Origin of the sequence: Streptomyces sp. NPDC053069, from assembly GCF_044546895.1 — a bacterium.
In the GTDB taxonomy this organism is placed as follows: Bacteria; Actinomycetota; Actinomycetes; order Streptomycetales; family Streptomycetaceae; genus Streptomyces.
The window spans coordinates 113,248-131,685 of sequence record NZ_JBITZN010000011.1 but is presented as its reverse complement, the minus strand read 5'-3'; the positions used below and the strand labels follow the sequence as shown (position 1 = coordinate 131,685).

The 18,438-nt window shown below is 73.0% G+C and carries 17 protein-coding genes; 7 read left to right on the top strand and 10 right to left on the bottom strand.

Features of this window, described 5'->3' with window-relative positions; translation table 11 throughout:
* Positions 1-33: 33 nt before the first annotated feature.
* Both ACIGXP_RS25360 and ACIGXP_RS25355 read right to left on the bottom strand, forming a co-directional pair.
* The gene (locus ACIGXP_RS25360; protein WP_399771812.1) at positions 34-1,365 is read right to left on the bottom strand and encodes a carboxyl transferase domain-containing protein; all 1,332 of its coding nucleotides are present in this window, start codon (positions 1,363-1,365) and stop codon (positions 34-36) included.
* Positions 1,358-2,857: an acyl-CoA synthetase gene (locus ACIGXP_RS25355; RefSeq protein WP_399771809.1), complete on the bottom strand. Its 1,500-nt coding sequence runs from the start codon at positions 2,855-2,857 to the stop codon at positions 1,358-1,360. The genes ACIGXP_RS25360 and ACIGXP_RS25355 overlap by 8 nt, the downstream gene beginning before the upstream one ends.
* 187 nt (positions 2,858-3,044) lie before the next feature.
* On the opposite strand from ACIGXP_RS25355, the gene ACIGXP_RS25350 reads away from it, so the two are divergent.
* Both ACIGXP_RS25350 and ACIGXP_RS25345 read left to right on the top strand, forming a co-directional pair.
* A complete protein-coding gene (locus ACIGXP_RS25350) occupies positions 3,045-3,914 on the top strand; it encodes a RimK family alpha-L-glutamate ligase (RefSeq protein WP_399771806.1) in 870 nt (289 codons plus the stop codon).
* A 247-nt stretch (positions 3,915-4,161) separates the two neighbouring features.
* Positions 4,162-4,992, top strand: coding sequence for an oxidoreductase (locus ACIGXP_RS25345; protein ID WP_399771803.1), 831 nt, complete (start codon positions 4,162-4,164; stop codon positions 4,990-4,992).
* A gap of 66 nt (positions 4,993-5,058) precedes the next feature.
* Here ACIGXP_RS25345 and ACIGXP_RS25340 read toward each other — a convergent pair whose 3' ends face one another.
* Positions 5,059-5,616 (bottom strand): hypothetical protein, encoded by a 558-nt coding sequence (locus tag ACIGXP_RS25340; protein ID WP_399771801.1) that lies wholly within the window; start codon positions 5,614-5,616, stop codon positions 5,059-5,061.
* 141 nt (positions 5,617-5,757) lie between these two features.
* On the opposite strand from ACIGXP_RS25340, the gene ACIGXP_RS25335 reads away from it, so the two are divergent.
* Together ACIGXP_RS25335 and ACIGXP_RS25330 are read left to right on the top strand one after the other, a co-directional pair.
* Positions 5,758-6,531, top strand: coding sequence for an IclR family transcriptional regulator (locus tag ACIGXP_RS25335; protein WP_399771798.1), 774 nt, complete (start codon positions 5,758-5,760; stop codon positions 6,529-6,531).
* A complete protein-coding gene (locus tag ACIGXP_RS25330) occupies positions 6,528-7,376 on the top strand; it encodes an SMP-30/gluconolactonase/LRE family protein (protein ID WP_399771796.1) in 849 nt (282 codons plus the stop codon). The genes ACIGXP_RS25335 and ACIGXP_RS25330 overlap by 4 nt, the downstream gene beginning before the upstream one ends.
* Positions 7,377-7,381: 5 nt before the next feature.
* Here ACIGXP_RS25330 and ACIGXP_RS25325 read toward each other — a convergent pair whose 3' ends face one another.
* The 6 genes from ACIGXP_RS25325 to ACIGXP_RS25300 form a co-directional block, all read right to left on the bottom strand.
* Entirely contained in the window at positions 7,382-8,779 is a 1,398-nt protein-coding gene (locus ACIGXP_RS25325) for an NAD(P)/FAD-dependent oxidoreductase (RefSeq protein ID WP_399771793.1), read from the bottom strand.
* Positions 8,780-8,837: 58 nt separating this feature from the next.
* The gene (locus ACIGXP_RS25320; protein WP_363215720.1) at positions 8,838-10,013 is read right to left on the bottom strand and encodes an MAB_1171c family putative transporter; all 1,176 of its coding nucleotides are present in this window, start codon (positions 10,011-10,013) and stop codon (positions 8,838-8,840) included.
* A gap of 64 nt (positions 10,014-10,077) precedes the next feature.
* Positions 10,078-11,259 carry an MAB_1171c family putative transporter gene (locus tag ACIGXP_RS25315; RefSeq protein WP_399771789.1) on the bottom strand — a complete coding sequence of 394 codons (1,182 nt, stop codon included), beginning with the start codon at positions 11,257-11,259 and terminating at the stop codon, positions 10,078-10,080.
* The gene (locus ACIGXP_RS25310; RefSeq protein ID WP_399771785.1) at positions 11,256-11,738 is read right to left on the bottom strand and encodes a toxin; all 483 of its coding nucleotides are present in this window, start codon (positions 11,736-11,738) and stop codon (positions 11,256-11,258) included. The genes ACIGXP_RS25315 and ACIGXP_RS25310 overlap by 4 nt, the downstream gene beginning before the upstream one ends.
* A 115-nt stretch (positions 11,739-11,853) precedes the next feature.
* The gene (locus tag ACIGXP_RS25305; RefSeq protein WP_363215733.1) at positions 11,854-13,053 is read right to left on the bottom strand and encodes an MAB_1171c family putative transporter; all 1,200 of its coding nucleotides are present in this window, start codon (positions 13,051-13,053) and stop codon (positions 11,854-11,856) included.
* A 50-nt stretch (positions 13,054-13,103) separates the two neighbouring features.
* Positions 13,104-13,709 carry a toxin-antitoxin system, toxin component family protein gene (locus tag ACIGXP_RS25300; RefSeq protein ID WP_363215723.1) on the bottom strand — a complete coding sequence of 202 codons (606 nt, stop codon included), beginning with the start codon at positions 13,707-13,709 and terminating at the stop codon, positions 13,104-13,106.
* 67 nt (positions 13,710-13,776) lie between these two features.
* On the opposite strand from ACIGXP_RS25300, the gene ACIGXP_RS25295 reads away from it, so the two are divergent.
* Positions 13,777-13,959 carry a hypothetical protein gene (locus ACIGXP_RS25295; protein WP_399771781.1) on the top strand — a complete coding sequence of 61 codons (183 nt, stop codon included), beginning with the start codon at positions 13,777-13,779 and terminating at the stop codon, positions 13,957-13,959.
* Here the strand turns inward: ACIGXP_RS25295 and ACIGXP_RS25290 are convergent.
* On the bottom strand, positions 13,946-16,897 hold the full coding sequence (locus ACIGXP_RS25290; protein WP_399771778.1) for a beta-galactosidase: 2,952 nt from the start codon (positions 16,895-16,897) through the stop codon (positions 13,946-13,948). The two genes, ACIGXP_RS25295 and ACIGXP_RS25290, sit on opposite strands and share 14 nt — an antisense overlap.
* Before the next feature lie 75 nt (positions 16,898-16,972).
* Between ACIGXP_RS25290 and ACIGXP_RS25285 the strand changes: the two genes are divergently transcribed.
* A complete protein-coding gene (locus ACIGXP_RS25285) occupies positions 16,973-17,431 on the top strand; it encodes an Rrf2 family transcriptional regulator (RefSeq protein ID WP_363215725.1) in 459 nt (152 codons plus the stop codon).
* A gap of 163 nt (positions 17,432-17,594) precedes the next feature.
* The gene (locus ACIGXP_RS25280; RefSeq protein ID WP_363215726.1) at positions 17,595-18,248 is read left to right on the top strand and encodes a DUF4360 domain-containing protein; all 654 of its coding nucleotides are present in this window, start codon (positions 17,595-17,597) and stop codon (positions 18,246-18,248) included.
* Positions 18,249-18,438 lie beyond the last annotated feature (190 nt).

The following is an 18,438-nucleotide window of genomic DNA, read 5'->3' as shown; positions in this document are numbered from 1 at the left end:
GGCCGGAACTGCGCTGCGGCCGGGCGGCGGCGTTCAGACGATGCCCCGGATCACCCCCAGTTCCACCAGGTCCTGTGGCCGGATCCGCAGCTGGTCGGCGGTTGTCCGCACCTCCTGCCCCGGGCGTTTGAGGATGGCCGCTGCCAGTTCCGGGGCGATCACCGAGAAGTAGCTGTCCGGGGTGGCCCAGGTGTTCGCCGGTGCGGCGAGCGCCAGTGCTCCTCCGGAGCCGCCCTCGCCGATGACGAGCGTGGTGACGGGGACGCGGGCCGAGGCCACCGCCTCGAACACCTCCGCGATCGCCGCGCCGGCCCCCTGCCGCTCCGCCTCCGCGTCGTTCGCGGCGCCCGGGGTGTCCACCAGCGTCAGCACCGGGATGCCGAGGCGGTCCGCCAGCCGGATCAGGCGGGCCGCGGTCCGGAAGCCGGCGGGGCGGGTCGCCGCTCCGGTCTGTGCGGCGTAGGCGACGGTACGGCCGTCCCGCTCCCCGAACCCGCAGAGGATGCCGTCGGGATCGGTGCCGCCGCACCGGTCACCGCTGATGGCGCGGCGGTGAGTGAAGTACACGTCCAAGTAGGCCCGGGCGCGCGGGCGTTCGGGTGCACGTGCGCGCCGGACGGCGTCCCAGCCCGTGGCCGGGAGGCCGGCGCCGCTCAGCGCCGGTGGTGGGGCAGGCGCATCGGCGGACGGGGAGGTGAGCAGGCGCAGCCATGCCCCCAGGGCCTCCTTCAGCTCCGCCGGAGCCACCACCGCGTCCGCCGAGCCCGCCGCCAGCTGGGACTCCGCCGTGTACGCGGACGGGTCGGCGCCGGGCGGGCGGACGCGGGAGCCGGCGAAGCCGACCTGGGCGCCGGGCAGGGCCAGGACGACGTCCGCGCCCGCGCCGAGCGTGGCCCAGCCGCCGCCGGTCGTCGGGTCCCGCACCACCGCGATCTGCGGCAGTCCCGCCTCCCGGGTGAGCGCCGACTGCCGGGCCACACGCTGGAGCTGGCTCAGCGCGAGCATGCCCTCCTGCATGCGGCTGCCTCCGGTGGCGATCAGCGGCACGACCGGCAGCCGGTGTGCGCGGGCGTGGGTGTACGCCGCCTCCAGGCGGTCTCCGGTGCGTTCGCCCAGAGAGCCGCCCAGGAAGCCGAACTCGAAGGCGATCAGTACGGCCGGGGTGCCCTCGACGCGCGCGGTGCCGCAGACGACCGACTCCTCCTCGCCGGTGCGGGCGGCGGCGCGGGCGCGCGAGGCGTCGTAACCCTGCCAGCCGAGGGGGCCGTCGGGTGCGCATTCCCTTGGCGGTGAGGGGAGTTCGGTGAAGGTGCCGGGGTCCGCGACCAGGGTCAGTATGTCCCGGGCCGAGCGTCGCTCAGGCATCGGTCAGCGCCCGCTTCATGATCTTGCCCATGTCGTTGCGGGGCAGCGCGTCCAGGTAGCGGACGAGGCGGGGGCGCTTGTGCGGGGCGAGGCGACGGGCCACGTGGTCCGCCAACTCCTCGGCCCCCGGCGCTGCCCGGGGGTCCGCCGGGACGATCCAGGCCACGATCCGCTCGCCCAGGTCCGCGTCCGGCTCCCCGGTGACCGCCGCCTCCCGCACCCCGGGGTGCTCCAGCAACGCGTTCTCGATCTCACCGGCCCCGATCTTGTACCCGCCGCTCTTGATCAGGTCCGTGGCCTTGCGCCCGACGATCCGCACATAGCCGTCGGGCTCGCGGACGGCCATGTCACCCGTGCGGAAGAACCCGTCCGCGGTGAACGCGGCGGCCGTGGCGTCGGGCCGGTTCAGATACTCGGTGAACAGGTTCGGCCCGCGCACCTGGATCTCGCCGACGCTCTCCCCGTCGTACGCGGTGATCGGCGTGCCGTCCTCCTCCACGAGCCGCAGCTCGACACCGGGCAGCGGCACGCCCACGGTCCCGGCGCGCGGCTCCCCGTCGGCCCGCACGCTGGTGTTCATGAGCGTCTCCGTCATGCCGTACCGCTCGATCACCCGTCGCCCGGTCGCGGCCGCGATCCGCTCGTGGTCGTGCACGGGCAGCGCGGCCGACCCGGAGACCAGCAGCCGGGCCCGGCCCAGCGCCTCGGCCAGCTCGGGGTCCGCCGGCAGGGCCTCGGCGATGCGGTGGTACATCGTCGGCACCCCGAACAGCATGGTCGCGCCGGTGTTCAGCTCCCGTGCCACGCCCTCGGTGCTGAAGCGGCCCAGGTGCCGGACGCCGCCGCCGCGCCGCAGCGGGCCCAGGACGCCCAGCACCAGCCCGTGCACATGGAACAGCGGCAGCCCGTGCACCAGCACATCGTCCGCCGTCCACTGCCAGGCGTCGGCGAGTGCGTCCAGGGTGGTGGCGAGGGCCCGGCGGGGCAGGACGGCGCCCTTGGGCGGGCCGGTGGTACCGGAGGTGTAGACGATCAACGCCGGATCCTCGTCGGAGACCGTTCCGGCGGAGGCCGTCCGGCCGGGTACGGCGGCGGGGGCGGACGCGTCGACGTCGAGCCGCTCCAGCCCGTCGAGCGCGCCGGGGAGTTCCGTGCCCGGTGCGGCCAGCACCAGCGCCGGTGCGCTGTCGGAGACGATGTGCGCGAGTTCCTTCTCGCCCGACCTGGGGTTCAGCGGCACCGCGGCGGCCCCGGCGAGCAGGACGCCCGTCACGGCGACGGCGGTCTCCAGCTCCGGGGCGGCCCACACGGCGACCCGGCCGGCGCCCCGCAGCCGGGCGGCGAGCGCACCGGCGGCACCGGCCAGCTCGCCGTACGTCAACGACCGTTCGCCGAACCGCAGGGCGATCCTCCCCCGGACTTCGTCCGGGGGGACGCCCGTCTCGCTGCGCTCGCCCGGGCCGTCCGCCAGGGCGGGGAAGAGGGAGGACACGCGGCGCACTCCTAACTCTGGGACTGTCGCTCGACCGTCGGCACCCTTCCTACACCAGCGGGCTCCTCCCGACGACCGCGCCCGAGTACGCCGCGAGCCGCGGTCGATGGCCTGATCAACTTCATACCGGGCAGCGACGGTTGTTAGCCTCGCCGTGATCGCATCGTCGTACGACAGGGAGCCCGCCGTGCCCCGCATCGCCCTCGCCACCTACGACCCCGGCGCCGAGCCCGGCAAGGACACGGACCTGCCGGAGCTGGTGCGGGCGCTGGGCGAGGCCGGCGCCGAGGCCGAGGCCCGGTACTGGGACGACCCGGACGCCGACTGGGGCGGCTACGACCTCGTCGTCATCCGCTCCACCTGGGACTACAGCTGGCGGGCCGCGGAGTTCGGGGCCTGGGTGGAGCGCGTCGGCGCGCTCACCCGGCTCGCCAATCCGGCGTCCGTGGTGCGCTGGAACACCGACAAGCGCTACCTCGGCGAGCTGGCGGCGGCCGGCGTGCCCACCGTCCCCACGCGCTACATAGCGCCGGGCGAGCCGGCCGGCCTGCCCGACGGCCACGAGTTCGTGATCAAGCCGACCTCGGGCGCGGGCGCCCGGTTCGCCGCCCGCTACACGCCCGCCGAGCACGAGCAGGCCGCAGGGCAGCTCGCCCGGATGCACGCCGAGGGCTTCACCGCGATGGTGCAGCCGTATGTGCGGGGCATCGACGTCAGCGGGGAGAGGGTGCTGCAGTTCTTCGGCGGGCGGCTGCTGCACGCGAGCCGCAAGGGTGCGGTGCTTGCGCCGGGGACGCCGTACGACGCGGAGAAGGTGGCTCATCCGGACCTGGAGCGGTGGCGGCCGACGGACGCCGAACTGGCAGTTGCCGAGAAGGCGTTGAGTGTGGTGCCCGGTGGTTCCGAGTTGCTGTACGCGCGCGTGGATCTCGTGGACGGAGAGGATGGGGAGCCCCGGCTGATGGAGCTGGAGCTGGTGGAGCCGAATCTGTTTCTCTGGCTGCATCCCGGGTCGCTGGAGCGGGTGGTGGAGGCGATTCTGGGGGCTGCCGAGTAGTGCCCACGGGGGTGCAGCGAGGTGTCGTATCGCGGCTGCGGCGCCGTTGTGGCTGATCGCGCCCGCGCGGCGGCAGCCGTGCCGCCGCGCCCGGATCTGCTTGCTCAGCGCGGGCTGCGAGACGTACAGCTTCTCGTGGACGTCCGTGGTCATGGCCGATGGTCATCACCAAGGATCTTGGACGGGCAACAGCATCCGGCGGCAGTCTGGTCCGTGTCGAACGAATCAAGAGGTACGGGGAGTTGTGATGAACAAGGTATGGCTGGTGACCGGGGCGAGCAGCGGTTTCGGGCGGGCGATCACCGAGGCGGCCGTGGCCGCCGGTGATGTGGTGGTCGGTGCGGTCCGGCGCCCGGAGGCCCTGGGGGACCTGGTGGCCGTCCATCCCGACCAGGTGGAGGCGCTGCGGCTGGACGTCGCCGACCCGGGTGCGGTCGAGGAGGCGGTCCGGGATGTCGTGGGTCGGCACGGGCGGATCGACGTGCTGGTCAACAACGCGGGACGCACCCATGTCGGAGCCGTCGAGGAGACCACCGACGACGAGCTGCGCGCCCTGTTCGACCTGCACTTCTTCGGCCCGGCGGCCCTCGTCCGCGCGGTGCTGCCGCAGATGCGGGAACGGCGCTCCGGCGCGATCGTGCAGATGAGCAGCATGGGTGGCCAGATGTCCTTCGCCGGTTTCGGGGCGTACAGCGCGACGAAGTTCGCCCTGGAGGGCCTGTCCGAGGCGCTCGCGGACGAGGTGCGGGAGTACGGCGTCAAGGTGCTGATCGTCGAGCCGGGCGCGTTCCGGACCTCGCTGTTCGAGGCCGACCGGGCCGGGGTCAGCTCCGACACCGGGGTGTACGCCAGGGTCGCCGAGACCCGGGGTGCCGTCGCCGGTGGCCACGGCAGCCAGCCCGGCGACCCGGCCAAGGCGGCCGCCCTGATCCTGGCCGCGCTGGAGGCCGAGGACACCCCGCTGCGGCTGCCGCTCGGCGAGGACGGGGTGAGTGCCGTCCTGGCCCATCTGGATCAGGTCCGCGCGGACGTCGGCGCCTGGGAGAAGCGGACTCGGGCGACGGCCTTCGACGACTGATCCAGGGGTGTCGTAGGGGTCATCCCGGCGTCGCTCGTCACGGCCGGCCTGATCCGAACGACACCCCTAGGTGATGACGGCCGTCCGCTGCAGCAGCCCCCAGGTGAACTCCGCGACCACCTCGTGCCGTACGCCGTCCGGGCCGGGCGCGGTGAAGGCGAGCCCCCACCGGGTGGGTGCCGTGCCCTCCAGCGGGCGGGCCGGGGCGAAGGCGCGGGCGGCCTCGTCGACCGTGCAGGACCAGGGGACGAGGTCGTCCAGGGTCTCCAGGCGGGGCGCCGGGGCGTCCGGCGCCCGCACCAGCCACTCGTTCCACACCGCCCCGTCCGGCCCGACCAGCACTTCGAAGCGCAGGTCGGGCCAGAGGGGCACAACCCAGCGCCGGGCCTCGCAGTCGACGTCGCCCAGGCGGCGCGGGAGGACGGACTCCGGTTCGCCGAGGACGGACCGGTAGCGGGCGGCGGCCGATCCGGGTCGCGGCGAGCGGACCCTCGCCTGCCAGCGCTTGTTGGCCTCCCGCATGTCCGCGACCGACGCGCCCAGAAGGCGCCGGGCATCCTCGACCAGGTCCGGATTGTGGTCGGCCATGCGACGCAGCAGCACCAGCTGGAAGTCGACGTACATGCCCCCATCGTGCCCGGCCTGCTCCGGACCATTGCCCGTACACCTCCCCGTGACTAGCCTGTGTTCGTCATGCCGATCGCCTGTTGATATCTCGAACGAGAGGTTCTCAGTGGGCGCTTACATCCAAGGAGGGGGCCGGACGTGGGACGCCTCGTGCCTGCCGTGACCCGGGCTCTCGACATTCTTGAGCTGTTCCTCGACGGGGACGGGACGCTCTCCGCCCCCGACATCGTGCGCAGGCTCCAGCTGCCGCGCACCACCGTGCACGAGCTGGTCACCACGCTCGCCGCACGGTCGTACATCGTGCCCGTGCCGGGACAGCCCGGACGCTACCGGCTCGGCGTACGCCCGTACCAGCTCGGCAGCCGCTACGCCGAGCAGCTCGACCTCTCCGCCGAGGGCCAGCAGGTGGCCCGCTCGGTCGCCGAGACCTGCGACGAGACGGTGCACGTGGCGATCCTGGAGGGCACCGACGTCATCTACATCGCCAAGGTGGACTCCACGCACGCCGTCCGCATGGTCTCCGCGGCCGGCCGCCGTCTGCCCGCCCACTGCACCTCGGTCGGCAAGATGCTGCTTGCCTCGCTGCCGGAACAGGAGCTCGCGGTACGGATCCCGGACGGCGCCGAGCTGACCGCGATGACCCCCAACAGCATCACCGACCCGGCCGCCCTGCGCGAGGCCCTCGGGGGGATCCGGCAGCGGGGCATCGCGGTGGAGAGCCGCGAGTCCAACCCGGACGTGAGCTGTGTGGCCGCTCCGGTGCGCGACCGCACGGGTCAGGTGGTCGCGGCGCTGTCCATCTCGGTCCCCACGATCCGCTGGAGCGACGAGCGCCGGGCCGAGCTGGAGCAGCTGGCCGTCAAGGGCGCGGCGGAGCTGTCCGAGCGGCTGGGCCACCGGAGCGCGGCATGAGCGCCGGATACGAGGTCGCCGTACGGGCCGAGGCGGAGCTGGGCGAGGGCCCGGCCTGGGACCCGGCGACGGACCGGCTGATCTGGCTCGACATCCTGGGCATGCGCATCCACACCTACGACCCCGCCACGGGCCGTCGTACCGTGCGGACGACGGAGCAGCACGTGGGCGCGGCCAAGCCCCGCGCGGGCGGTGGCCTGGTGCTCAATCTGCGGGACGGCGTCGGGCTGCTGGACCCCGATGACACCTTCCGCTGGCTGCACCACGAGCCGGTCGCCGGCCGCCGCGCGAACGACGCCGCGGTGGCGCCGGACGGCTCGCTGTGGGCGGGCACCATGCGGTACGACGAGGCGGCGGGCGGCGGCACGCTGAGCCGGCTGACCGGTGACGGGACGGCGGAGACGGTCCTGCCCGGCGTCACGGTCAGCAACGGCACGGGCTGGAGTCCTGACGGGCGCCTCATGTACTACGTGGACAGCCCGACCCGCCGGGTCGACGTCTTCGCCTACGACGGCGAGCGCGTCCATGACCGCCGGCCGTTCGTGCGGATCGAGGAGGGTGCGGGCTTCCCGGACGGGCTGACGGTCGACGCGGACGGGTGCGTATGGGTGGCGCTGTGGGACGGGGGAGCGGTGCGGCGGTACACGCCCCGCGGTGAGCTGGACCGGGTGATCAGCCTGCCCACGCCTCGTACGACCGCCTGTGCGTTCGGCGGCGCCGGCCTGACCGACCTGTACGTCACGACGGCCCGCACGGGGCTCTCGGCACCGCACCCGGTGGCGGGCTCGCTGCTGGTGGTACCGGGTGCGGGCCAGGGTGTCGCCCAGCCGGCGTTCGCGGGCTGACCGGTTCACCCTCGCGCGCGGTCCAGCTCCCGCAGGATCTTCCACTCCTGTGCCGTCAGCGGCGGCTGGGGTAGGGCCGGAAGGAGCGGGCCGGTCAGGGCCGCGAGCATGGCGTCCGGGCGCAGCAGACGGGACGGTCCCGTCGCGAGGCTCGTCACGTCCCAGACGGCGGCGGCCGCCCGGTAGGAGCCGGTGGCCGCCTTCGTCATGCGGCGCGAGTACCGGGTGACGAGGTGATCCGCGACGCCCGGCCGGGCGCCCCGCACCTGGGGGAACCAGACGTCCTGGCCCACCGCCATCGCCCATGCCGCCGCGACCGACCTGGCGACCCCCCGCTGCACCCGCCGGGCCAGCCCGGGCGCGCCGATCCCGCCGCGCCGCAGTTCCGCGCCCAGCACCCCGGCGCCGAGCGCGGCCACCGACATGCCCTGGCCGTAGGCCGGGTTGAACGTGGCCACCGCGTCACCGAGGACGACGAACCCGTCGGGCCACTGGCGGGCCTTCTCCAGATAGCGCCGTACGTTGCTGGTGCTGCGGCTGATGCGCACCTCGGTGAGGGGCTCGGCGCCGGAGATCAGCCGGCCGACGATGGGGTCGGGAAGGTCCGACGCGTACCGCAGGAAACCCTCGGGGTCGGCCGGCGGTTGGCCGCCCCGGGTGCCGGCGAGGCTCACCATCCAGCGGTCGCCCTCGATGGGCAGGACCATCCCACTGCGCCCCGGCCGCCCTCGGTAGGGGTCGGCCTGCAGGAGTGTCAACGGAAACAGCTCGGCCCCGGCGGGCCTGCGGTAGATGCGGGTGGCATTGACGAGACCGGCGTCCACGGTCTTCTCGCGGATGCCCGAAACGCCGAGTTCCGCCAGCCACTTCAGGACCCGGGACCCGCGCCCGCCGGCGTCGGTCACGAAGTCGGCTTCGAGTTCCCGCTCACCGTCGGGCGTCGATATGCGGACCCCCCGGACCCGGCCGGCGTCCCCCATCAGTCCGAGAGCCTGCGCCTTGCGTATCCGCACGTCCGTGCCGGCCAGCACCGCGGCCCGTACGACCCAGTCCAGCAGCGCCCGGCTGCAGGTGAGCATGCGGGGCCCCTCGTGCCGCCAGCGGCGGAACCACCCCTCCGGAGTGAGCGCCACCAGGCCCTGGCCGAGGGCGACTTCGTGGGCACCGGCGGCGAGCAGCCGTTCACGCATGCCCGTCCCGGGCACCAGCTCGTCCATGGCGGCCAGGCCGCCGGCCATGAGCAGGTGGGCATGGTGCCCCTGCGGAAGCCCACGGCGGTGCTCGGGGCCGTCGGGCAGGTCGTCGCGCTCCAGCACGATCACCTCCTCCACGGAGGCGGACAACGCCGCGGCGGCCAGCATGCCGGCCAGTCCGGCACCGATGACGACGGCTCTACGCGGCATGGGGCTCCTCGAATCATCCGGGAACGAACCGGGCAAGCTGGAAGCGGGCCACGAAGGTTCAGCCATGGGAGGTCCTCACCGCACCTTCACCCACGGTTCCCCCGGTGTGCACGGTTTCCAGGGCCTGCGCCAGCTCCACCAGGCCGCTCGGCCCGGACACCTCCGTCGCGTACAGGCGGCTGCCGCTCGGCACCTCGGGCGGCTCCTCGCCGACGGCGGCGCACCGCGCGGCGTCCGCGACCATGGCGGCCTCCGCCGCGATCCGTGCCTCGTGCGGTCCGCGTCCCGCCCGCCGTGCGGCCTCGCGTGCCTTCTCACGGACGCCGTCGTCGAAGTACGGGGCGAGTGCCAGCAGGGCGTCGTGGATGGACACCTCCCGCCAGTGCAGCCGTTCCTGCGGCAGCTGCCACCACGAGCTGGGGGGCTTGGGGGCGATGGACGCGAACCGGAGCTGGGACCACAGCGGTCCGAGCCGGCGGTAGTCGCCGAGGCTGTGCCACTGGGTGAGGACCGCGGGCAGCAGTCTGGGCAGGGCGAAGCCCGCGGAACACAGCAGGGCGGCGAGCGACGCCGCCGGCGGGGCGAGGGTGGTGGACAGGAAGTCCAGGTCGTGTCCCGTCCAACGGGCCACGACCGCCGTGTACTTGGTGAGCTGGAAGCCGGTGGCGTCCAGCAGCGCGCCGACGAGGATCAGCCGCAGACCGGTCCGCAGCAGCCCGGTGACCTCACGCCCCCATTTCACGCACATCGTGCACATCACCAGGATCGACGCGCTGTGCCCGAGCAGATAGAGCAGGATCATCTCCCGCATGCCCGGTGTGTTCGCGTAGTACGTGTCGAGATCGCGCAGCCGCTCGGTGTGCGGGTCCGCGAGCGCGAACAGCACGACGATGGCGGCGATCAGCGCCCCGTAGGCGGCCACACAGTGCAGCGCCGCCCGCCGTAGCCGCTCGCGCGGCCCGCCCCGCCAGTGGATCAGCAGGACGAGCAGTGAGCAGCTGTACGCGGAGAGCATGCCGTACGTGAGCGGCGCACCGAAGTTCGGTACGCCGGTGACGTCGTTGACGGTGGCCAGGGTCAGCGGGGCCGAGCAGACGAAGACGAGACCACCCAGCGCGACCGCGGCGGACGTCGACACGGTCAGCGGGTTCCACGGGGCGGTGCGGGGCCGGCGGAACAGAAGGGCGGAGGACAGCACAAGAGCCCCGGCCGCCACGTACACGACGAGATTCACGGCCGCGCCCTCCCATCCGCTCGGTGCGCGGCCTCGCGGGACGCGCGTGTCGCCCGGGCCCGCCTCATGCGGTGCCCGTCGGCGTGGTCGTGTCGTGGACGCGGGCGGACGCGACCAGCGTCGAGGTGGCCAGGGCGTCGGCGATGTCGACGAGCGCCGCGGGACCGGGGGCGTGGACCGACAGCAGGTCGATCTCGTCGCACGGTCCCAGGGGTCGCTCCCGGTGCCGTTCCGCCTCGACCGCCGCCGCGACCACCGCCGCCCACGCCACCGACTCGGCGCGTCCCGCGTCGCCCGTCTCCCGCAGGGCGCTCGCGCGGACCTGCTCGTACAGGTCACGGTCGAAGTAGGCGTCCAGATGGCCGAGCGCGTTGTGAATGCTGGTCTGCAGCCACACCAGCCGGGTGGCCGGCGTGACCCAGCGGGGCCGCGGCAGCCGGAGCGAGCGGCGGGTGAGCAGCTCGTCCAGCTCGCGCTCCAGCGGCTTCAGGCGCGCGTACGCCCGTCGGGACCGCTGCCACTCCGTCACCAGAGGCCAGCCCAGGGGGATCAGGATGCCCGTGACGGTGAGGAGCGCGCCGAGCCCGGCGGCCACCGGGGAGGCCGTCGTACCCAGCCGCGACCAGTCGGCCCCGCACCAGCGGGCGACCACGGCGGTGAACTTGGTGATGCTGTACCCGGCGCTGCACAGCGCCCCCGTGCCCAGCATGATCAGGCCCACCCGCAGTCGGCCGTCGACCCGGCGCGCCCAGCGCAGGGACGACACCGCGGTGACACCGGCGGCGGCGAGGTGCCCGGCGAGGTACAGCACGATCATCTCGGCGAGGAACGGCGTCGTCGCGTAGTAGGTGTCCAGATCGGTACGGCGTTCCACCGGCGCGTCGCCCAGCGCGAACATGACCGCGATGCCGAGCAGGACCAGCGCGTAGGTGACGACCCACCGGCGGGCGGTCCGCTGCACCCGCGGCCCGCCCCGCCAGTGGACGACGAGGAGTTGGGAGGCGGCGCTGTACGCCGTGATCGCGGCATAGGTCAGCGGGGCGGCCAGGTTGGGGATGCCGCTGAGCCGGTTGACGGCGCCCACCGTCGGCGGGGCCCCGAGGAGGAAGCACAGCCCGGCCAGGGCCAGCACCGCGCAGATCGCCCGCAGGTACGGATCCCGCCAATGGCGGGCCAGATCGGGCGACTTGACCGCGAGTCCGAGCCACAGCGCCGCGCAGCTGACGTAGTTGATCAGGCCGCTCACCGCTCGGTCCCGCGGTAGTTGAGAGCGGCGGCGATCCGGCCGGCCAGGCCCTGGGCGCCGTCGCCGGGGTCGGCGAACACCGAATCCGCGGAGGCCTCCAGCAACGGGCGCAGCCGACGGCCCATCAGCATGCCGAACTGGTCGGCCGCCTGCTCCTCGACCAGGCTGAAGTCGGTGCGCGCCGCGCCGGCGTCACCCTGGTTCATGTGCCACACCTCGTGACAGAAGATGACGATCTGGTGCCACACGGCCGCCCGCCGGTCGACGACCACGTGGTCGTGCGTCTCCCGCTCCAGCCACAGTCCGCTGGCGGTGTGCGGGGGAAAGACCTCCTTGTGGACGACGACCTCACGGCCGCGCCACGCACTGACGGAGGCGACCAGGGCGTCGAAGAGAGCCTCCGGGTCCGCCGGGACCGGGACCCGCATGGGACCGATGAGGGTGTCGGCGAGCCGACGCATCTCCCTGGTCGTACGCACCCTGCTCTCCGTCATCTCGCCGCTGTCACCCGTGCAATATGCCAAGACTCGGCTCGTCTCGGCCACTCCGCGTCGGAAATCCGCCCGTACGTCTGTGCCTGAGCCCGGCCGCCCTTCACCCCGGGGCCGGTGTGCCGGCCGTCGTGGCGTCCGCGCGGGCGCGCACGGCCGCGACGGCGTCCTGGTGGCGCAGTGCGCAGGAGACCGGGCCGATCTCCCGGAGCAGTTCCGTCGCGTCGGTGTCCGCCATGCCCTCGTCGGGCCGCGGGAGTGCGCGCTTCTCCACGGCGTCCAGGATCGTCACCGCCGCCGCCAGCGCCTTGGCCTTGTCCGGCGGATGACCGAGGGCGAGCGCGGCGTCGTACGACCGGCGGCGCAGGTCCTCGTCGATGCGGCGGCCCAGAGGCAGCAGCATGTCCCGGATGAACGTCTCACGGCGCGTCAGCCGCAACTCCGGGCGGGCCCGCAGCAGCAGGGGCACCCCCTCCCCCTTGACGCTGCGCATCAGCAGGTACAGCGGGCGCAGTTGATTGTGGGCGAGCCGGACCCGCCAGCGGTCGTGCAGATACTGGCCGACGTGCGGCAGGATGAAGCCGACCGCGATGAGGATGGCCGACAGGCAGGCGACCGGCGGCGCGACGTCGGTGCTCAGCCAGTCCAGGTCGTATCCGGTCCAGCGGGCCGTCACCGCGGTGAGCTTGACGGCGTCGAACACCAGGTTCGTGCCGTAGCCCGCACCCAGCGACACCAGCCCCCAGCGCAGCCAGGAGTCGAGCAGTCCGTCGGTGCTCACCCAGTTCCAGATGAGCCGGGATGTGATGAGGGCCGTGGTGCAGTGTGCGAGCAGGTAGAGCAGGATCTCCTCGCGCATGTACGGGGTGTTGGCGTAGTACGTGTCCAGGTCGGTGCGCCGCTCGACGGGCACGTCCGCGAGCGCGAACAGCACCCACAGCGCGATGATCACCCCGGAGTACGCGGCGATCACCCGGCGCTGCGCGCGGCGGGTGACGGCCGAGCGGTCGGACAGTCCGTGGCGCCAGGCGGTGATCAGCAGCAGACACGACGCGCAGAACGCGGTGAGCAGTGAATAGACCAGCGGGGCGGCGATGTTGGGAACGCCGGTGACCCGGTTGGTCCAGGCGATCGTGGACGGCGTCACGAACACGAACACCGCGCAGGCGAGCAGCAGCAGACCGCCCACCGCGCGCAGCAGCGGGTCCTTCCACAGCCGGATGATCGTGGGCAGTTTGATCGCCAGTGCGGTGGCCAGCACCGCGGTGGCGACCCAGAACGCGACGGAGGACTCGCCGAGCATCCCTGTCGAGCCCAGCCGGCCGGCCAGCGCGGAGGCCGGGCAGGCGCACGTCACCGTGGGCCCCCCGGGCGCCCCCGGTGGCCGAGGGACCGTTGGACGGGGTCGAGCGGCCGGTCCGTGCCCCGGGACAGCTGGGGCCGGAAGGCGGTGGCGAGCAGGTGCCCGAACGCGTCGGCATCGGCCTCGTCCCGCTCCCGGGAGCCGTCACGGGCGGCGACGGCGAGCGCGGCCGCACGCAGGTCGGGCTCCTCGGCCAGCAGGCGGGACGCGGCCGCGCCGGCGCCGGGGTGGTGGCGGTGACCGGCGTGCATGTGCCACAGCTCATGGCCGAGTATGACCAGTTGCTGCACTCCTTCGGCCCGTTCCTCGACGATGACCAGGTCGAAGTCGTGGAACTCCACCCACAGGCCCGTGACCGCGAGCTCGTCGGGGAATCGCTCGAAGCGCAGCTGGACGGGCCGCCCGCCACGGAGGGTGCTCATCGTCGCGCACAGCTCTCGGCACAGCTCACGCGCATCGGCGGGGGGTCTGGGACGGTCCCGGACCGCGGCGGCGAAGCGAGCCGTCAGCCGGCGCATCGTCAAGCCGGCCGGCGAGCGCCGTCGCAGCCTCCCGGCAAACCGGGCCGCACTTCTCCGCGCGCCCGCGATGCCCATCGCGCCCCCTTCTCGCCGACGATCGGCAGCCCGCCCGAGCCTACGCGGAAGGGCGTGTCCGCGTCATGTGATCGGGCAACGCGGCCGACGGCACGGGCACGGTCTTCGCCCCGCCGACCCCGACGCCCGCAACACGGCCGGCGACCCCGAACGGGTCACCCCGCACCCGGTCGAGGACACCGCCCTGAAGGACGGCACCCTCACCGCCGTACTGGCACCGCTGTCCTGCTACGTGATCAGACGGGCGTGACCGGTAGTCCGCCGCTCGCCCTGCCGAGCAGCGTCAGGCTCACCTTCCCCGGTCCCGACAGCGTGGTGAACTCCGACAGGACCGCCAGCGCGAGGGTGTTGGTGCCCCGGGTGCGCAGGACGCCGTTCGGCAGGACGAAGGTGTGCTGCGGGCCGACGTTGTTGATGTACTGGCCCATGTTCCAGCCGTTGAGGAAGATCTGCGCCCGGTAGGCCCGGTACGGGTCGTCGTCCAGGGTCAGCCCGATCGAGGCGTCGACGTCGGCCGGCACCGACAGCCGGAAGGTGGTCCGGTACCAGGTGACGCCCTGGTACCGGGCGGCGCGCGGGAAGGTCACCTCCTCCCAGTCGTGGTCCCGGAAGCCGGGCAGGTGCCAGCCCTCCCGCTCGCCGTACAGGCCGCCGTTGTTCATCGGGCCGCGGACGGGGTCGGGGGCCTTCTCGCCCTGGATCCGCCACCGCACCCTCGGTGCGGCGCCCTTGAAGGAGACCGCCGTCAGGCCGCGCGCCACCTTGTGCGTGTCGAGCCCCTTGCCGTCCTGGTCGTGCTGCATGCGCCGCACCAGCACGGACAGCACATGCCGGCCGGGGGAGCGCAGCGCCTCCCGTACCGGGAGAGCGGCCGTCGCCGCCCAGCTGCCCTTCCGTACGGTCGTGTCCTTGTCCGGCACCGGCATCCGGTGGGTGCCCAGCGGCTCGCCGTCCAGCCAGGCCATCAACAGGCCCTGGGTGCCGGTGCTGTAGGCGAGCGCGATCTCCTCCAGGCCGGTGGAGTCGGTGAAGGAGCCGCGGTACCAGACGTCGCCGTAGTGGAAGCCGTAGTCGTCGGCGAAGAGGACCGGCTGACCGTCGGGGACCGGTGTCGTGCTGAACGACGTCTTCTTGTCGGCGGCCTTCCAGCCGGAGTCGTCGAAGGCGGGGTCGGCCTCCGGGTTCTCCCTGCGCATCCGCCAGCCGCTCAGCGCGGGCAGCTTCACCTCGGGGGCGGCGGGCAGCAGGCCGGTGGTCAGCAGGCTGCCCGCCAGGGTGACCCGGGTGGGCAGGGTGCGGCCGTTCCACACCACGGTGCGGATGCCCCGCGGTCCCCACACCTCCACGCTCGTCGTCTCGGTGACGTCACCCCTCAAGTGCACCTCGGAGCCGCGCAGCTCCGCGTGCCGCAGCATCGCCGGGCCGTACACCAGCAGGGTTCCGGACGGGGTGTCGTACGGGAAGAGGCGCGCGGCGGTGGCGTCGTCGGTGAAGAGCAGCAGCAGCGGTGTCTCGGTCTCGCCCTTCTGCACCAGCACACGCGTCAGGCCCCCCTCGCCGAGCGGGACGTTCACACGCAGCTCGTCCCCGGCGAAGACCCAGGCGGCCTCCGGGTCCAGCCGCATGACGCTCGGCTCGACCGGGCACTTCAGCACCAGTTCCGCCATGTCGTCGTGCCGCCCCGAGAACACGGCGATGTCCTGCCGCCCCGCCGTCACACACATGACGGGCTGGGCGGTCGCGTACTTCAGCGTCCGCTCGCCCAGCTTCAGCCCGGTCGTGAACAGCCGGGCGTCCTTGCCGGGCACGGTGATCCGCAGCCGCCCGGCGTCGGTCGGCAGATCGCTGGTGACCGCGTCGGCGCCGTCGTTGCGGGCGACGTAGACATGGGCGCCGGTGTCCGGGTTGGTCAGGTGGTAGACCTTCAGGCCCGCGGCGTGCACGTCCGCCGCCCGGTCCAGCTTGGCGAAGTCGGGCACGCGCTGGAGCAGATGTCCGAGCTGGTGCATCGGCGCGATCTTGTCCGTGACGCCTCGGCCCTCGTCGATGGCGGCGCCGTAGTCGTACGACGTGTAGACGACCGGCGCGGGCAGCCAGCCCCAGGAGGTCCCACCGAAGGTCATGTACACGTTGTGCAGGGTGAGCCCGTTGGCGAGGTTGGTCAGGTAGAAGCGCCGCTCGTAGGCCGCGTCCCGGGTGCGCCGCGACTCGGCGTACCCCTTGCCGTCGAACCAGGCGCCGCCCCACGGGTCGAACCAGCCGCCGCCGAACTCGGGCACGAACCCGGGCGTGGACGGTGAGGCGCTGGCCCCGCCCTTCGGACCTCCGGGCCCGAACGTCCCCCAGTCCGGCGGGGTCGTCGACGGCGACGGATACCCGTCGAAGCCGTACAGCCAGCCGCCCTTCTCGCCGCCGGTGTCGAACGACCCGGGCACCCAGTAGCCGTTGCTCCCCTTGTCGTTGTGGAACAGCGGCACGTCGATGCCGTCCGCCCGCACCTTCTTGTACAGGTGGGACATGTACGCCCGGCCGGTGGCGTCGACATGGGCGTCGTACTCGTTCTCGATCTGGTACAGCAGGACCGTGCCGGTGCCCTGGGTGAACAGATGCCTGCGGACGATCCGGTTCACCCGGGTCAGCCACTCGTCCACGTGCCCGAGATACGTCGGGTCGTCGGTGCGTGCTCTGCCCTTCGTCGCCGTCAGCCAGCCGGGGAAGCCGCCGCCGTCGACCTCGGCGTTGATGTACGGGCCGGGCCGCAGGATGACGTACAGACCCGTCTCGGCGGCCATGCGCAGGAACAGGTCCAGGTCCCGTACGCCGGTGAAGTCGTACGTCCCCGGGGCGGGGGAGTGGTAGTTCCAGGCCACGTAGATGCTCACGGCGTTGTACCCGTGGGCCCGCATCTTCTGCAGCACGTCCCGCCACAGGGACGGGCTGGGCAGCCGGAAGGGGTGCATCTCACCGGACCACACGACCAGCCGTCTGCCGTCCACGAGCAGGGAGTACCGGTCGTAGCCGATGGTGTGCCGTTGCCCGTCGGCGCTCGGCGGGGCGGGCGCCGGGCCGGTCGGCACACTGCGCGCCGCGTACGCCGAAGGCGCCCCGGGGCCGCCGCTGCCGCCCAGGGCGAGCCCGAGCGCGGCCGAGCCGGCCAGGGCACTGAAAGTACGTCTGCTGAGCGCCAAGGTGGATCCTCCCGGGCGATCTTATGGGGCGCGGGTGCGGCCATTCTCCATGCGGCGGCGCCCCACAATGGATCCATGAGGATCTCGGCACGGGCGGATTACGCGGTACGGGCGGTACTGGAGCTGGCCGTACGGCAGGGTAACGGCCCGGTGAAAGCGGAGGAAATCGCCGCCGCGCAGGGCATCCCGCACAAGTTCCTGGAAGGGATCCTGGGCGACCTCAGGCGCGGCGGGATCGTCGCCAGCCGGCGTGGCGGGGGCGGCGGCTACCGGCTGGCGCGGGACGCGGCGGCGATCACTGTGGCGGACGTCATCCGCGCGGTGGACGGCCCGATCGTGTCGGTACGCGGAGAACGGCCGACGGGCCTGGCGTACACGGGAACGGCGCAGCCGCTCCTGCCCCTGTGGATCGCCCTCCGCGCCAATGTGCGCCGCATCCTCGAAGGCGTCACCATCGCCGATCTCGCGACGGACGCACTGCCGGAGCCCGTCCGGGCGCTGGCGGCGGAGCCGGGGGCGTGGGAGAACCCGTGACGGTCGGGCGCAACGGTCCGGCGCAACGGGCCGGTGTGAACGGCCGGTTGTGAATGGCCGGAGTCGGCCCTCCCGGGGGTGAGCGGGGCTTCCTACGATGCGGAGCGCTCGGACTCTCCACAGGTTCCACACAGACCCCCCACTCCACGACACGGGAGAAACCATGGCTGGTGGCCTCCTCCTGAGCGGCGCCGTGGCGGCGCTGCTCACCACCGCACTACCCGCCCGCACGCCCGCCTCCGGGGTGTTCGACAACCCGCCCCCGGACAAGATCGTCATCGATGTGGCGACGGTGAACGGCTCCGGCTGTCCCGCGGGCACGGCCGCGGTCGCCGTCTCGCCGGACAACACCGCCTTCACGGTGACCTACAGCGACTACCTGGCCCAGGTCGGCGGCAACTCCGACCCCACGGCCTTCCGCAAGAACTGCCAGCTCAACCTGGTGGTCCACGTCCCCCAGGGCTTCACCTACGCCGTGGCCAGCGCCGACTACCGCGGCTTCCTCTCGCTCCAGCCCGGCGCGAGCGCCACCCAGAAGGCCTCGTACTACTTCCAGGGCTCCTCGCAGACCGTGCCCAGGACCCACCCCTTCAGCGGCGCGTACAACGACGACTGGCAGGCCACGGACAGCACGGACTGGGCCCAGCTGGTCTGGGCGCCCTGCGGAGTCCTGCGCAACTTCAACATCAACACCGAGCTGAGAGTCAACGCCGGCACCTCGTCCCCCGGCAAGGTCAGCTTCATGACCATGGACTCGACGGACGGGGACATCAGCACGGTGTACCACCTGGCGTGGAAGCAGTGCCCGAACGGCTAGGCAGGCGTTCGCCACGCCGGTCACTCTGAGTGTGCGCCGACTCCGGGCGGCTCTCGTCGGGGAGCGGTCATCCAGCGGTTGACCTGCGGAATCGTTCGACCTGGAGCTTTGTGTGTCAGGGGGCGCGCGAGGGGCGCATGTCCAGCATGCACAGTGCCTCGCGCGCCGTTTGATTCGATTACTGAACGTA

What these genes read in the sequence shown, in the direction of transcription:
- ACIGXP_RS25360 (WP_399771812.1), bottom strand. Translation starts at nt 1,365, where the DNA reads ATGCCTGAGCGACGCTCGGCCCGGGACATACTGACCCTGGTCGCGGAC.
- ACIGXP_RS25345 (WP_399771803.1), top strand. Translation starts at nt 4,162, where the DNA reads ATGAACAAGGTATGGCTGGTGACCGGGGCGAGCAGCGGTTTCGGGCGG.
- ACIGXP_RS25340 (WP_399771801.1), bottom strand. Translation starts at nt 5,616, where the DNA reads ATGTACGTCGACTTCCAGCTGGTGCTGCTGCGTCGCATGGCCGACCAC.
- ACIGXP_RS25330 (WP_399771796.1), top strand. Translation starts at nt 6,528, where the DNA reads ATGAGCGCCGGATACGAGGTCGCCGTACGGGCCGAGGCGGAGCTGGGC.
- ACIGXP_RS25325 (WP_399771793.1), bottom strand. Translation starts at nt 8,779, where the DNA reads ATGCCGCGTAGAGCCGTCGTCATCGGTGCCGGACTGGCCGGCATGCTG.
- ACIGXP_RS25305 (WP_363215733.1), bottom strand. Translation starts at nt 13,053, where the DNA reads ATGCTCGGCGAGTCCTCCGTCGCGTTCTGGGTCGCCACCGCGGTGCTG.
- ACIGXP_RS25300 (WP_363215723.1), bottom strand. Translation starts at nt 13,709, where the DNA reads ATGGGCATCGCGGGCGCGCGGAGAAGTGCGGCCCGGTTTGCCGGGAGG.
- ACIGXP_RS25285 (WP_363215725.1), top strand. Translation starts at nt 16,973, where the DNA reads ATGAGGATCTCGGCACGGGCGGATTACGCGGTACGGGCGGTACTGGAG.
- ACIGXP_RS25280 (WP_363215726.1), top strand. Translation starts at nt 17,595, where the DNA reads ATGGCTGGTGGCCTCCTCCTGAGCGGCGCCGTGGCGGCGCTGCTCACC.